The following is a 13,410-nucleotide window of genomic DNA, read 5'->3' on the forward strand; positions in this document are numbered from 1 at the left end:
TGAGGACGATGGTGGTGATTTCGTCGTAGCTGGCCACCGATTCGAGGCGACGGAAGAAATCGTCGGCAAAGTTTTCCTTGACCGTGTCGATGATCGCCACGCCGTTCTCGCCGCGCACGACGTAGGCGTTGTAACTCGTGCCGTTGGCCGTCTTGAGGATGATGTCGAAACTCCGCAGATGCGGGTCGAGGGCGCCCACCCAGTGGACGCCCGGCGCAATTTCTACGGCGCGATCAGTGACTGCCGCAGCGGCCATGGCTGCTTTCCTCTGCCTCATGATCGCGCTCGTCGCTGCCGCAGCTGCCGTGGCCGTCCGGGCCATGGACGCAGGCTTCGATGTTGCCTTCCGGCAGCGCGACGTTTTTCAGCCCGATCCAGGCGTCGACCGTAGCAAGGTCGAAACCGACCATCCGTTCTTCGCCGATTTCCATGAGCGGCCGGCGAATGAGCAGCGGGTTGTCGAGCAGCAGGTGCAGGGCATCCTCGAAGCCGAGGTTTTCCGGCACGATTTCGCCGGATTTGAGCGCCGGGGCGGCGCGGTTGAACCACTCGGCGACCGGCAGCTGGCCGATGAAGGCGAGCAGCCGGTCAGCCGTCCACGCCTCGGTCTTCAGGCTTTTGGCCTGAACGGTGTGGCCGGCGGCGGCGAGCAGGGTCTTCTGGCGCAGGTTGCCTTTGCAGCCGGGTTTTTCGTAGAAGGTGACGACGGCCATCAGAACTCCCCAGTTACCTGGCGACCACAGGCCCCCAAAACCGTTCGGGCTGAGCTTGTCGAAGCCAGCGGTACACTGCCCTTCGACAGGCTCAGGGCGAACGGGTCAATGGCGATCATGCCGCTTCCCGCCACAATCCAAACTCCTTCAACTTCTCAATCGGAATCCCGGTCAACGACCCCGGCGGGTTCAAAAACTCGCCGAGTTCATTGACGATGGCCATCTCGATCGGGCAGATCGCAGCGCATTGCGGCACGCTGTGATCGCCCAGGCACTCGGTGCATTTGCCGTCGTCGATCAGGAAGTGTGGCTTGTCTTCGTAGATCGCCTCGTTCGGGCAGACATCGACGCAAGCCCAGCAATTGACGCAGGATTGGGTGATTTGCAGGGCCATTTACGCCACCTTTTTGCTGTCGACCGTGGGAACCAGCTTGCCGGTCGCCGCGATTTCCTTGTACACCGCCATGACGGCTTCCTCGATCGGCTCCATCGCATGTTCGCCGTTCGGCGCGATGCCGGCGGCTTCCAGCTTGGCCCAAGGCTCGAAACCAACCTTGGAGCAGAGCACGACTTCGCAGCCTTCGAGGACGCGGATGTTGCGGTCGAGCAGCGATTCGGTGGCGCCAGCCTCGGCCACGTCGCCATCGCCGCAGGCATCCATGCCGCCGCAGTAGAGCTCGGTCTTGCGGTGGCTCATGAAGCGCACGCCGGCCGGCGAGGCTTCGTAGATCAGGAATTCCTTGGCATGGCCGAAGTGCTCGGCGACGACGCCGTTTTTGCCGGCCACCGCCATGAGCACCGGCCGCGAACCTTCGGGAATGCCCTCGGCCTTCGGCTTGACGATGCCACGCTTGGCGTCGAGCTTTTCGATGATCTCGTCGTGGACGACCTTGCGGCGGACCATGGCGGCTTCGTAATCGACTTCCATGACGTCGATCTTGTCCATGGTGAACTCGTCGCCGCGATCTTCGCCGAGCAGGCCGACCGCATCGGCGCGGCACTGGCGGCAATGGCGCATCATCGCCATGTCGCCGGCGCAGGCATCCTGCAGGTCCTGCAGCATTTCCGGGGTCGGTTCCGGCTGCTCCATGATGCCGTAGTAGGTGCCGTGCTCGGGCTCGGCGATCAGCGGCATGACGTTGTGCAGGAAGGCACCCTTGGCCTTGACGATCTTCGAGACTTCCTTCAGATGCTCGTCATTGACGCCGGGGATCAGCACCGAATTGACCTTCACGAGAATGCCGCGCTCGGTCAGCATCTGCAGACCCTTCTGCTGCTGCTCGATCAGGATCTTTGCGCCTTCGATGCCGAAAATGCGCTTGTTCTCCCAGAAGATCCACGGATAGATCTTGGCACCGACTTCCGGATCGACGCAGTTGATGGTGATCGTCACGTGGTCGATGTTGTGCTGGGCAATACGGTCGACATACATCGGCAGGTTGAGGCCGTTGGTCGACACGCAGAGTTTGATGTCCGGGGCGCGCGCCGAGAGCTCTTCAAAGGTCTCGAACGTGCGGCCCGGGTTGGCTAAGGGGTCGCCAGGTCCGGCGATGCCGAGTACCGTCATCTGCGGGATTTCGGCGGCAACGGCAAGCACCTTGTTGATCGCCTGTTTCGGCGTCAATACCTCGGAAACGACGCCCGGACGCGATTCGTTCGAGCAGTCGTACTTGCGGTTGCAGTAATTGCACTGGATGTTGCAGGCCGGGGCGACGGCCACATGCATGCGGGCGAAGTAGTGGTGCGCTTCTTCCGAATAACAGGGGTGGTCCTGGACCTTGGCGCGGATGTGGTCGGGCAGATGGCCCAGGGCGTCCGGCGCCGTGCCGCAGCCGCTGGAAGAACAGCCGCCGCCTTCGGCTGCCGGCGCGGTGTTGCTGATGACTGGAAGTTCCACGATGTAGGCTCCTCGAATGCTGTGCGGAGCCTATTCAGCAATCGCTGTGCCAGAGCAGGTTTTTCATTTAAATCAGTGGGATGAAGATTATCGTCGAGCGCCGTGTCAGCCGCCTTGTCGCAAATGCGACAGCGCAGCAGCGGATCAGCGACGGGCCGCCATGGCCGGGAAAATATCTCCTCAGCAGCGCTGCGCCATTCCTTTTACCGGCGCCGGTCTGTACACTGCGCGCATCTAACCCACGACCATTTGGAGAACGAAGCATGCGAGGTACGTTTGAGTACAAGCTGGACGGTAGCGGCGACGCCATTAAACTGAACGTTGACCTGGATGCCGTCAGCGCCAAGGCCCTGGTTCGCCTGGATCGCTACATCAGCTGGGCCGAAGTCCTGAAACTGACCGAAAACGACCCGGAAGCCGCCTACGCCGCCGAACGCCTGCACACCGTGTTGCAGCACATGGGCAAATAAAGCCCGGGTAGGCAATCTTCGGCCGGGTTAAGCCAACCCGCCCGACGCATGGAGGAGACGTGAACTTGCCCCCTTTGAAGAACTACGGCTCGGATGAAAATCCATGGCGCGGCCCTGACGGCGAGGTGATCGCCTGTCATGAGAAGCTCAAGGTGATGACTGAAAACCTTGAGGAACTGCGAGATGTGGCGCTGGCTGCGCTTGAAGACGCTGTTCTGATGGGGTGTACTGAGGCGCAGGTTAAAGCGGTCTTTAGCGAGATCATCGACGAACTATCGACCCGCTACCTCCCCCGCTAAATTGGCGCTTTTTTCCTGTTGACCGTCGCGTTTGGTCTGGGGCCAGGCAGGCATGAAATTCCCGAATTTATTTTCGCCACTTGGCCCAGGGATCTGAATCGCTGGCCGAGGTGTTTGAACGGTCTGACGTTCTCTTGGTCGGTGCGGCGCGCCGGCTTTTTTCCTGGTCGTGCTGGGCGGCTTTCTTGATGCGCTTTTCTCTCAATCGCTCGGCATCTTCCAGGCTCAATTCGGCAGGGGCGCCCGGTATCTGGCTCGGCGGCACGATGCGGTCCCGGGGCGGTAGTTCAAACTGCTCGTCCGAAGCGCGGGGCAGGCTTTTGAACTTGTACAGATAGAAGGCTTCGACCTTCTCGCGCGCCCAATCGGTCTTTTTGAGGTACTTGACGGCGGAATCGATGCTCGGGTTTTTATTGAAACAATTGATATTGAGATAGGCAAACAGGATCTCGAACCCGTAGTGATCGACGATTTCAATGAGCAGGTTTTTCAAGCTGAGCCCATGCAGCGGGTTGTTCTGGTAATTGATTTCGTCGTTCATGCTGTTGCCTGGTCAGGAATAAGGCCGGGATTATACCGATCACTGTCCCGGCTCAGGCCTTCTTGTCGCATTGCCGACAGTCGCGATGCTTTGATTTTAAAGACTATTGCCGTGGCGCCGGTTTTGCTTCATGTCCAGCATGAAAACCTTTCTCGACTGGTCGGCTTACGACACCTACGGCATGGGCGACGCCTATGCCGGCATTCCGGCGACGGGCGGCAATTACGCCAAGGCGGTTGCCGTCTGCATGAACAATCACCAGTGCCAGCGCGACGGCAAGGGCGTCATGTGCCCGAGCTACCGGATTACCGGCGATCCGGCGCATTCGACCGGGGCGCGGGTCAAGGCTTTCAAGGCGGCGTTGAACGGGGAATTCGGCGAGCAGCCGTTCATCCATCCCGATCTGGCGGCGGCGATGGATCTTTGCGTGTCGTGCAAGGGCTGCAAGAAGGAATGCCCGAGCTCGGTCGACATGACGTTGATCAAAACCGAATACCTGGCGCATCGCAACGAGGAAATCGGCGTGCCGCGCCGGGCGAAACTGTTCGGCGGCCTGCCGGAATGGCTGCATCGCTACCGCCGGCCGCTGGCGGCGCTGGTCCGTCTGCGCAATGCCTCGCCGTGGCTGGCCGGGCTGGTCGAGCGCCGGCTGGGCATTTCGGCCAAACGGCCGATTCCCGAGATCGTCAGCCAGCCGGTTTTGGCCGAAAACCCCGAATCCCACGGTCAACGGGGAAAAGTGGCCCTTTTTGTAGACACCTTCACCCACTACTACACGCCGGAAGTGGCCGAGGCGGCCATCGCCGTGCTGACGGCGGGCGGCTATGCCGTCGACGTGCTGCGCCCGGCGACCGACGATGCAGAGCCGGAACGCCCCTTGTGCTGCGGTCGCACCTATCTGTCGCAAGGCATGGTCGATGCCGCCAAGCTCGAAGGCCAACGCGTGATGGCCGCGCTGGCCCCGGCCCTGACCGCCGGGACGCCGATTGTCGGGCTGGAACCGTCGTGCCTGCTGGCCTTGCGCGACGAGTTCTACAGCCTGTCGCTCGGGCCGGAGGTCGGGCAACTCGGCAAGCAGGCTTTCCTGTTCGAGGAATTCCTCATGCGCGAGGGCAACAAGGGGTTGAAGCTGGATTTGAAGCCGATCCCCGGCGGCAAGGCGGTGGTCCATGGTCATTGTCACCAGAAGGCCTTCGGCGCCATGAAGTCGATGAAAAAAGTGCTCGGCTGGATTCCGGAATTCGAGTTCGAGATCGTCGATGCCAGTTGCTGCGGTATGTCCGGCAGCTTCGGGCTGGAGGCCGAGCATTACGAGGCGTCGGTGAAGATGGGGGAGCTGGCCTTGCTGCCGGCCGTGCGTTCAGCGCCGGTTGATGCGACGATTGTCGCCGATGGTTTCTCGTGCCGGCATCAGATCAAGGATGGGACGGGGCGCGATGCGGTGCATGTCGCCGTGTTGCTGGCAAGGGCGCTGGCCTGAATTCAGCGGCCGCGTGGCCAATTACCGGCGTTGTTTTCGCCCGCCAGGCGATTCCACGGTCAACCGGGAAAAATGGCCAAAATTGAAATGCCGCCTCAGTGCCGCGAAAACAAATCCCGCACCTTGCACAGCGCCGTCGTGATATCGAAGCGCGGGTCGGGCAGGGCTTCGCCGGCCAGGATGCGGGTGATGGCGAGGGCCGGGTCGGTTTCGCCGGTGAGCAGGACTTCGGTGCCGCGCTTTTTCATGTGGCGGATGAAGCCATCGCCGGCACTGGCCGCCACCATGAGGTCGATGCCATCGAGCGGATGCGGCTCCTTGTCCTCGAAGACATGGAGCACCTGTTCCTTCTCCAGATTGACCCGGCGCGGGGCGGGCAGCAACTGGTTGGCGCGGTGGTTGCTCAGGTCGTAAACCAGCCATTGTCGGGTTTGCCCCGCGTGGCTGCTGACGGTGTCGAAGTCCTTGGTGGCGATGGCGATTTTCATGGCGAGCGGCGTCTTTACAGGGCTGTCAGCGTGACCGCCACATCGCGTGGCGGCGAGAAATACGGGGCGGAGGTGACGAGAATGTCGACCCCGGCCCGCGCATAGTCTTCTGCATTAGCAGAATTTATGCCGCCCGCCGCCGCGATGCGGGTGGGCGAGGATTTCGGAATTAGCCCTTTTATCCGGTTGACCGTGGCAACCGGCATTTTTTCGAGTTGCAGGATGTCGGCGCCGGCTTCTTGCCAGCACAAGGCTTCCGCCTCGTCGCCGACTTCGACGACGATGGCGCGTTCCGGCCAGGCGCGGCGCAGGCGTTGCACGGTGGCGCGCGGTGCTTCGTTGCCGAGAAAGGCCCGGTGCTCGGCAAAGACGAGCAGGGTTTCCGACAGGCTCAGGCGGTGCGGGCTGGCGCCGCCGGCCAGGATGGCCTTGATCGCCGCGGCCTTGGTGCCGGGGAAGTTCTTGCGCGTGCAGGCGACGCCGATGTCCGGGTTGGCGCTGCGGGCGGCGGCGACAATGTCGGCCGTGCTGCTGGCGATACCCGACAGGTATTCCATGAAGGTCTGCGCCGTTTTCCACACCTTGTGCAGGCCGGATGCCGGGCCTTCAAGGGTAAGGATGGTTTCGCCGGCGGCGAGCCGGCTGCCGCTGGCGACGACGCTGCCGATGCTGCGCAGGCCGTGCAGTTCGCCCATGCGCCGGGCTTCTTCGCTGGCGCAGACGACCATAGCCTGGCGGGCGCGAAAAACGAGGCGGCCGGGCTGGTCGCCGATGCCGAGGGAAAAGGTCGTCGCATCGCCGCAGGGAGCGTCTTCGTCGAGCAGCCGTTCAAGCTCGCTGTCGGGCAATGTGTAGGGATTGCCTGACATCAGCGCGGCGCCTCGGTGGAAAAACTGTAGAAGCCGCGTTTTGGCGACGTGCAGTCGTCGGTGATCGGCTGACGAAGTATCAGCCAGCGCTCGTCGCGCAAGCGCCAGGCGCGCATGGTTTCGCCGCCGTCGATGGCGCGGTAGAAGTCCTCGTCGTCATCCGAGCGGCAGGTTTCAATCAGGTATTGGTGCGCGTAGTAGCACAGCTTGTCGTCGGCGTCGTAGCCGAGGCAACGGCTGGCCGGCATTTCGTATTCCCGGTATTCGACAAAATGCAGGGGAGTTTCGGCCATGTCGCGCCACGCCACCGGCAGGCCTGCCGCCCAGTCGGGTGCGCCATCATCGCGGTAGCCGGAACGGCGTTCGGGCGAACATGAGCGGATTGTTGCCAACATCGTCGACTCCTTATTCCATCAAGGCCACGGATTTGATTTGAACACTGACCGGCAGGCCCGGCGCGATACCAAGCTGGGCGGCCGAACGGCGGGTCAGGCGGGCAACGAGCTGGCTGTCGCCGATCTGGACGCGGACCAGCAGCAGGCCGGGGTGGTCGTCGGCAGCCATCGATTCGACCGTACCGTCGAGGACGTTCTGGATGCTGCTCGGCTCCGGGTGATGCACGGCCAGGCTGACGTCGCGCGCCAGTACGCGAACGCGCACGTGCTTGCCGGTCGGCACGCCGCGATCGCGGGTCCACAGGCTGCCGCCGGCGAAATCGACGCGGGCCAGATGCCATTCTGTATCGACGGCACCGACGGTCGCGTCGAGCACGACCCCGACGTCTTCGCCGAGCCGGATCGGCAGGTCGAGGCGGGCCAGCGTTTCGACCAGCGGTCCGTCGGCGACGACCCGGCCGCCATCCATGGCGACGATATGATCGGCCAGGCGGGCCACTTCGTCGGGCGAGTGGCTGACGTAAATGACCGGAATGGCCAGCTCGTCGTGCAGGCGTTCGAGGTAGGGCAGGATTTCCTGTTTGCGCTTGAGGTCGAGCGCCGCCAGCGGTTCGTCCATGAGCAGGATTTCCGGGCCGACGGCCAGCGCCCGGGCGATGCCGACGCGCTGCCGTTCGCCGCCGGACAGCGTGTCCGGCTTGCGGTCGAGCAGGTGGCCGATGCCGAGCAGTTCGATGGCCTGATCGAGCCCGACGCGCTGCGCCGTGGTGCTGCGTTTCAGGCCGAAATTCAGGTTGCCGAGGACGTTGAGGTGGGTGAACAAGCTGGCTTCCTGAAAGACGTAGCCGATGGGCCGCTGGTGCGTAGGCAGCCAGGTCTGGTCGTCCTGCCAGATTTTGCCCTTGAATTCGAGTCGACCGTGGGAAGGTCTTTCCAGCCCGGCCAGGCAGCGCAAAAGCGTGGTCTTGCCCGAGCCGGAATGGCCGAACAATGCGGTGACGCCATGGCCGGGCAGGGCGAGGTCGACATCGAGTGTGAAGCCGGGCCAGTCGAGCTTGAAGCGGGCGTTGATGCTGTCCATGTCAGCTTCCCTTCTTCGGGTTCGGGCGCCAGGCATACAGCGCCAGCAGCACAAGGAAGGAGAAGACCAGCATGACGCCGGCCAGGCGGTGGGCGTCCATGTATTCGAGCGCCTCGACGTGATCGTAGATCTGCACCGAGGCGACACGCGTCACGCCGGGGATATTGCCGCCGATCATCAGCACGACGCCGAATTCGCCGACGGTGTGGGCGAAGGTCAGGATGCCGGCCGTCAGAAAGCCGGGCCGGGCGAGCGGCAGGGCGACCGTGAAAAAAGTGTCGAGCGGCGAAGCACGCAAGGTGGCGGCGACTTCCAGCGGCCGCTCGCCGATGGCTTCAAAGGCGTTTTGCACCGGCTGCACCATGAATGGAAAGGAGTAAAACACCGAGGCCAGGACCAGGCCCCAGAAGGTGAAGGGCAGCGGCTGGACGCCGAGCCAGGCCGTGAATTGGCCAACCGGGCCGTGCGGGCCCATGGCCAGCAGCAGGTAAAAACCGAGCACCGAAGGCGGCAGAACGAGGGGCAGCGCCACGACGGCGCCGATCGGCCCTTTCCACTTCGAGCGGGTGCGGGCCAGCCACCAGGCAATGGGGGTGCCGAGCACGAACAGGATGGCGGTCACGATGCCGGCCAGCCGGACAGTCAGCCAGATGGCTTGCAGGTCGCCGTCGGTTAGAAACATGGGGGCTCCGGAGTCAGGGCAAGGTTGCCGGGTAGTCTATTTGCCAGCGACTTCGCCGGGCAAGACAAAGCCGTATCGGGTCATCACGGCCCGCGTCGTTTTGTCGCCCATGTAAGCCGCGAAGCGCCTGGCCAGGGCATTGCCCTCGGCGCGTTTGGTGATGACGAAGCCCTGTTCGAGCGGGGCGTGCAGATTGTCAGGAATCAGGTAGTAGCCACCCTTGCTGGCGAGTTCCGGGTTGACGGCGAGGGCGAGGGCGATGATGCCGACCTGGGCGTTGCCGGTCTGCACGAATTGTGCGGTGTGGGCGATGTTTTCGCCATAGACCAGTTTCGGCTCGATCTTTTCCCAGAGTTTGCTTGAGCGCAGGGCCTCTTCGGCGCGCTTGCCATACGGCGCATGTTTTGGGTTGGCGATGGCAATTCGGGCAATTTTCGGGTCGGTCAGGCTGTCCAGTGTCAGCTTGCTGGCATCCAGGCTTTGGCTCCACAGCACGATACGGCCGAAGGCGTAAGGCTTGACTTCGCTGCCGGCCAGGCCGGCCTTGGCCAACTCGCGCGGAAAACCGATGTCGGCCGAGAAGAACAGATCGTAGGGCGCGCCTTGCTGGACTTGGGTGTGGAATTTGCCGGAGGAGCCGTAGATGACCTCGATTTCGTCCGTCGGGTTGCCCTTCCTGAAATTGCTGACGATTTCATCCATGGCAAATTTGAGGTCAGCGGCGGCGGCGATGGTGATTTTTTCTGCGTGGGCGAGGCCAGTCGCAAAGACGGCGCCAGCGACGAGCAGCGTTTTGAGGAGTTTCATGGCGTTTTCCTTGGAGAACTAAAATTCGTAACCGTGGGACTGGATAACCTGTTTGGCGAAACTGCCTTTCAGATAGCCGAGCAGGGCTTCGGCGACCGCATTGCCCTTGCCCCGCGTGAGTAGCACGGCATCCTGGCGAATTTGCGGGTACAACTCGGGCGGCACCGCCCAAGAGGAGCCGTCGGCGTATTTGCCGTCCTTGTAGATCTGCGACAGGGCGACAAAGCCGAGTTCGGCGTTGCCGGTGGCGACGAACTGGTAGGCCTGGGTAATGTTTTCGCCGAGCACCCACTTCGGTTCGAGCGCCGGCCTGACGCCCATTTTTTCCATGACCTGCACGGCGGCGGCGCCATAGACCGCCACCTTGGGATTGGCGATGGCCAGGTGGCGGAAATCGCCGCGCTTCAAGACCTCGCCCTGGTTGTCGACAACGCCGGGCTTGCTGCTCCACAGCATCAGTTTGCCGATGGCGTAGGTGAAGCGAGTTTCCGGCAAGGCAAATCCGTCTTTTTCCAGGTTCACCGGCACCGTTTGATCTGAGGAAATCAAGGCGTCAAACGGGGCGTTGTTCTTGATCTGGGCGTAGAACTTGCCGACTGTGCCATAGGCGATGATCAAGGTGTGTCCTGTGGTTTTTTCGAAGGCGGGCTTGATCAGTTCCATCGGGCCGGTGAAATTGGCGGCGACGGCAATGGTTGCTTCGCCAGCATGGAGATAAGTTTGGGTCAGGGCGAGCAGGGTGGCGGCGAGCAGGTGGCGGGTTTTCACTGCGTGTTCTCCAACGAGGTTAGGAATACTTGCAAAGAATGACCGACGAAGCCTTGAACACGGCGCAGGCCTGCTCGCCAACAGCCAGGCCGAGCTTGTCGACGCTGTCGTGGGTGACGACGGCGCACACCGATTTGCCGCTCTTCATGCTCAGCGTTATTTCGGCATTGACCGGGCCGTCGTGGATGCGGGTGATTTCGCCCCACAGGTGGTTGCGGGCGCTGGTTTTGACGGTCGGGTCATTGAGCAGGAGCACCGACGACGATTTGACCAAGGCGCTGATTTCCATGCCGATGGTCAGGCCAAGACTTTCGGCGGAGTCGCCGGTAATGACGGCGACGATTTCGTTTTCATCGTCGAGCTTGATGCGCACCTCGAAATCGACATGGCCCTCGCGCAGGGCGACGATATGGCCGGCGAACTGATTGCGGGCGCTGGTTTTCATCGACATGCGCTTGAGCAGCTTGCTGAACTGCTTGAAGTCGCTCGCTTCGCCGTCGTTCAGGCTGGCCTGGAGGCGCTCCAGCGCCGCCTGGTATTCGGCCTCCAGCGCCCGGTAGAGGGCGATGGTCTTGCGGCCGTGCTCGGTGAGTAGGGTGCCGCCACCGTTCTTGCCGCCGGTCGAGCGGACAACCAGCGGCTGGTCGGCCAGGTTGTTCATCGCATCGACCGCATCCCAGGCGGCCTTGTACGAGATGGGTACGGCTTTTGCTGCCTGGGAAATCGAGCCATGCTGGTCGATGGCTTCGAGCAGGCGGATGCGGGTGTCGCCGAGAAAGGTGCCGAACTCGGTATCGACTTCCAGTTTGCCACGCAGGCGGTGCAGGATCGTATCCATGATTTCGTGATGTTCAAGTTTATACAGCGGTGACTATAACTCAGGTTTTAGTGCTTGAAAAATCCGTAAAATAGCCCGCCGTTATGGTTGTAATGACAAGACGGCAGCGGCTAGAGTGTAGGCAACCCGACGAAAAAGCGTTAGTTGTTTAGGTATATAGCGAAAAGCGGGCCAGTCCCCTCAACTTAGCAAGGAGAACAGCATGAATGTCAGCGCCCGCAATGGTTTCAAGGGAAAAATCACCGCTTTGGTAGACGGTGCGGTCAACGCCGAAGTCGAACTCACCCTGCCGGGTGGCGACAAAATTGTCGCAATCGTGACAGAAGGCAGCGTCAAGTCGCTCGGCTTGGCCGTCGGCAAGGAAGCCGTCGCCTACGTCAAGGCGCCGTGGGTAATGCTGCTGGCCGGCCCGGCCAACGTCAAATTCTCGGCCCGCAATCAGCTAGCCGGCAAGGTCAGCAAGCTGCAAAAAGGCGCCGTGAATACTGAAGTTGCCGTCACCTTGCCGGGCGGCATGACGGTCTACTCCGTGGTGACCAACGAGGCAGTCATGGAGCTTGGCCTGAAAGAGGGTAGCGAGGCCTCCGCACTGATCAAGGCCAGCCACGTCATTCTGGGCATCCCGGCCTGATTGCCTGGCTCAGGCAACAAAAAGGCGGTCGTTTGACCGCCTTTTTGTCGCGCCCGAATTGGAGCGGCAGATTTCAATTTTGGCCATTTTTTCCGGTTGACCGTAGGAATCCGAAAGCTGTTCGGGCCGGTGCGGAATATCACCCGATTGCCCATCGTTTTTCATCAACGCTAACCAGCGAATATCTGGTGCCTGACCAGCTCGGTACTGCGAGAATGAAAATGTCATCAGGCAGGGGTCGGCCAAGAGCGGAACTTCATCCTCCTCAAAGGCAGTCTTTGGGATTGGCTGTTGTAGCGTCTGAAGCTGCCCATCAATTACTTTCCGAGTTATAAACTCGGCATGGATATGTAACCACATCCATAGCGTATATGTCCCGGGGAAATTTGCGTTGTTTGCAGTCAGGAAGGAGAATTTGAATGAATAAGAGTTCCGTGTCACAAGGCAGAGCCGGCCTGGAAGTGTTGTTATGGAATGCGGAGGCCGAATCAGTCGCCAGCGGAGATTTGTATATCTGGTTACGTGAAAGCGGCCTCCCAAGCGAAGTCTCTATTCGCCTAAAGTCGTTGATCGAAGTTACAGCAGAATTTGCGGATCATGTCATCAACATTGGCAAGATTGTTCTTCTAAAAATAATTGACTTCATTAAAGAACATCCAAATTTTGCAATTGGGGTAGCTCTCGGTGTGGCGATTGGGTTGCTCACTGGAGCGATACCATTAGTTGGCCCGTTTCTGGCGCCAATAACCGCTGCGCTTGGCATCGCAGTGGGCGCAGTAGGAGGCCATCGACTCGACGAACAAGCCAAAGGCAAAAACTTGAGCTTGGGTGTCGATCCAATCACCGTGTCGCTCGATATCATTGAGATTGCAAAAGCATTTTTTAAACTATTGATCGACACAATAAATGCCGTAGCCGAGAGCCTATCCTTGCAGGTAGTGCGCAATGTCTAAGGGGCGCAGGGTCAGCAGAAAGCAGCTTCTCAAGATAATTGACGAGTTGGAGAAATCGCCCAGTGATAAATTTAGGATTTTGGGTGAAGCTGGATTTACCTTGGCTGGCATTGGCCTTGGTGCTGCATCTGCGACGACGATTGCTGGCGCAGCGGGTGCGACTACATTGCTTGGATCGTCCGCTTTAGCAAGTGCACTACCGTTCCTTGCTGCAACAACACCGGTAGGTTGGGTAATCGGTAGTGGCGCCGCTGTTGGGTTTATTGTACTTGCGTTTGGCAGAGTGCTGGTCGGCGGCGGAATCGCCGAGGGACGCAAGCTTGAACTTCTGAACCAATATCGAGAACGTGAGCAGCAACTAAAAGCGACAGAGGCCGCCGGGGCAATCACCGACATTGATCGGACTCAATTCATCATTGCTTTAAGGGAAATCGTAGAAAAGGATGAAGTGGCCCCCTGAGTCAAGACAGTAATGCCGTCAGTTTAAGCAGTGCATTC

General features: G+C 60.8%; 19 protein-coding genes and 1 pseudogene. 6 read left to right on the forward strand and 14 right to left on the reverse strand.

Annotated features, from left to right (window positions below):
• The 4 genes and pseudogenes from ADADOO_RS06965 to nifB all read right to left on the reverse strand — a co-directional run.
• Positions 1 to 256 (reverse strand): annotated as a pseudogene (locus ADADOO_RS06965) (FprA family A-type flavoprotein); the annotation flags it as partial.
• Entirely contained in the window at positions 234 to 713 is a 480-nt protein-coding gene (locus tag ADADOO_RS06970; RefSeq protein WP_511276178.1) for a thioredoxin domain-containing protein, read from the reverse strand. The gene ADADOO_RS06970 and the pseudogene ADADOO_RS06965, both read right to left, overlap by 23 nt.
• Positions 714 to 828: 115 nt before the next feature.
• Positions 829 to 1,107 (reverse strand): 4Fe-4S binding protein, encoded by a 279-nt coding sequence (locus ADADOO_RS06975; RefSeq protein ID WP_511276179.1) that lies wholly within the window; start codon positions 1,105 to 1,107, stop codon positions 829 to 831.
• Complete coding sequence (gene nifB / locus ADADOO_RS06980) at positions 1,108 to 2,610, reverse strand: nitrogenase cofactor biosynthesis protein NifB (protein ID WP_511276181.1); 1,503 nt, start codon at positions 2,608 to 2,610, stop codon at positions 1,108 to 1,110.
• Positions 2,611 to 2,873: 263 nt separating this feature from the next.
• On the opposite strand from nifB, the gene ADADOO_RS06985 reads away from it, so the two are divergent.
• Both ADADOO_RS06985 and ADADOO_RS06990 read left to right on the forward strand, forming a co-directional pair.
• Positions 2,874 to 3,080 (forward strand): hypothetical protein, encoded by a 207-nt coding sequence (locus tag ADADOO_RS06985; RefSeq protein ID WP_511276183.1) that lies wholly within the window; start codon positions 2,874 to 2,876, stop codon positions 3,078 to 3,080.
• A gap of 65 nt (positions 3,081 to 3,145) precedes the next feature.
• A complete protein-coding gene (locus ADADOO_RS06990; RefSeq protein ID WP_511276185.1) occupies positions 3,146 to 3,379 on the forward strand; it encodes a hypothetical protein in 234 nt (77 codons plus the stop codon).
• 67 nt (positions 3,380 to 3,446) lie between these two features.
• On the opposite strand, the gene ADADOO_RS06995 is transcribed toward ADADOO_RS06990, so the two are convergent.
• On the reverse strand, positions 3,447 to 3,920 hold the full coding sequence (locus ADADOO_RS06995; RefSeq protein ID WP_511276186.1) for a VF530 family protein: 474 nt from the start codon (positions 3,918 to 3,920) through the stop codon (positions 3,447 to 3,449).
• 130 nt (positions 3,921 to 4,050) lie between these two features.
• On the opposite strand from ADADOO_RS06995, the gene ADADOO_RS07000 reads away from it, so the two are divergent.
• On the forward strand, positions 4,051 to 5,400 hold the full coding sequence (locus ADADOO_RS07000) for a (Fe-S)-binding protein (RefSeq protein WP_511276188.1): 1,350 nt from the start codon (positions 4,051 to 4,053) through the stop codon (positions 5,398 to 5,400).
• Positions 5,401 to 5,495: 95 nt separating this feature from the next.
• Here ADADOO_RS07000 and ADADOO_RS07005 read toward each other — a convergent pair whose 3' ends face one another.
• The 8 genes from ADADOO_RS07005 to ADADOO_RS07040 are packed head-to-tail and all read right to left on the reverse strand — an operon-like array spanning position 5,496 to position 11,328.
• Entirely contained in the window at positions 5,496 to 5,888 is a 393-nt protein-coding gene (locus tag ADADOO_RS07005) for a NifB/NifX family molybdenum-iron cluster-binding protein (RefSeq protein ID WP_511276190.1), read from the reverse strand.
• Between the two features lie 14 nt (positions 5,889 to 5,902).
• Positions 5,903 to 6,757, reverse strand: coding sequence for a ModD protein (modD, locus tag ADADOO_RS07010; protein WP_511276192.1), 855 nt, complete (start codon positions 6,755 to 6,757; stop codon positions 5,903 to 5,905).
• A complete protein-coding gene (locus ADADOO_RS07015) occupies positions 6,757 to 7,152 on the reverse strand; it encodes a hypothetical protein (RefSeq protein WP_511276193.1) in 396 nt (131 codons plus the stop codon). The genes modD and ADADOO_RS07015 overlap by 1 nt, the downstream gene beginning before the upstream one ends.
• Positions 7,153 to 7,162: 10 nt before the next feature.
• Complete coding sequence (modC, locus tag ADADOO_RS07020) at positions 7,163 to 8,233, reverse strand: molybdenum ABC transporter ATP-binding protein (protein WP_511276195.1); 1,071 nt, start codon at positions 8,231 to 8,233, stop codon at positions 7,163 to 7,165.
• Position 8,234: 1 nt separating this feature from the next.
• On the reverse strand, positions 8,235 to 8,915 hold the full coding sequence (gene modB / locus ADADOO_RS07025; RefSeq protein WP_511276197.1) for a molybdate ABC transporter permease subunit: 681 nt from the start codon (positions 8,913 to 8,915) through the stop codon (positions 8,235 to 8,237).
• Between the two features lie 36 nt (positions 8,916 to 8,951).
• Positions 8,952 to 9,722 (reverse strand): molybdate ABC transporter substrate-binding protein, encoded by a 771-nt coding sequence (modA, locus tag ADADOO_RS07030; protein ID WP_511276199.1) that lies wholly within the window; start codon positions 9,720 to 9,722, stop codon positions 8,952 to 8,954.
• Positions 9,723 to 9,740: 18 nt separating this feature from the next.
• Positions 9,741 to 10,490, reverse strand: coding sequence for a molybdate ABC transporter substrate-binding protein (gene modA, locus ADADOO_RS07035; protein ID WP_511276201.1), 750 nt, complete (start codon positions 10,488 to 10,490; stop codon positions 9,741 to 9,743).
• A gap of 19 nt (positions 10,491 to 10,509) precedes the next feature.
• Positions 10,510 to 11,328: a TOBE domain-containing protein gene (locus ADADOO_RS07040; RefSeq protein ID WP_511276202.1), complete on the reverse strand. Its 819-nt coding sequence runs from the start codon at positions 11,326 to 11,328 to the stop codon at positions 10,510 to 10,512.
• A 202-nt stretch (positions 11,329 to 11,530) separates the two neighbouring features.
• Between ADADOO_RS07040 and ADADOO_RS07045 the strand changes: the two genes are divergently transcribed.
• On the forward strand, positions 11,531 to 11,959 hold the full coding sequence (locus ADADOO_RS07045) for a TOBE domain-containing protein (RefSeq protein ID WP_511276203.1): 429 nt from the start codon (positions 11,531 to 11,533) through the stop codon (positions 11,957 to 11,959).
• 9 nt (positions 11,960 to 11,968) lie between these two features.
• Here ADADOO_RS07045 and ADADOO_RS07050 read toward each other — a convergent pair whose 3' ends face one another.
• Complete coding sequence (locus ADADOO_RS07050; protein WP_511276205.1) at positions 11,969 to 12,319, reverse strand: hypothetical protein; 351 nt, start codon at positions 12,317 to 12,319, stop codon at positions 11,969 to 11,971.
• 59 nt (positions 12,320 to 12,378) lie between these two features.
• Here ADADOO_RS07050 and ADADOO_RS07055 point away from each other — a divergent pair, with 59 nt between their 5' ends.
• Together ADADOO_RS07055 and ADADOO_RS07060 are read left to right on the forward strand one after the other, a co-directional pair.
• Positions 12,379 to 12,912, forward strand: coding sequence for a hypothetical protein (locus tag ADADOO_RS07055; RefSeq protein ID WP_511276207.1), 534 nt, complete (start codon positions 12,379 to 12,381; stop codon positions 12,910 to 12,912).
• A complete protein-coding gene (locus tag ADADOO_RS07060; RefSeq protein WP_511276209.1) occupies positions 12,905 to 13,372 on the forward strand; it encodes a hypothetical protein in 468 nt (155 codons plus the stop codon). Before ADADOO_RS07055 ends, ADADOO_RS07060 begins: the two co-directional genes overlap by 8 nt.
• Positions 13,373 to 13,410 lie beyond the last annotated feature (38 nt).

This window comes from Azonexus sp., from assembly GCF_036170495.1.
GTDB lineage: Bacteria > Pseudomonadota > Gammaproteobacteria > Burkholderiales > Rhodocyclaceae > Azonexus.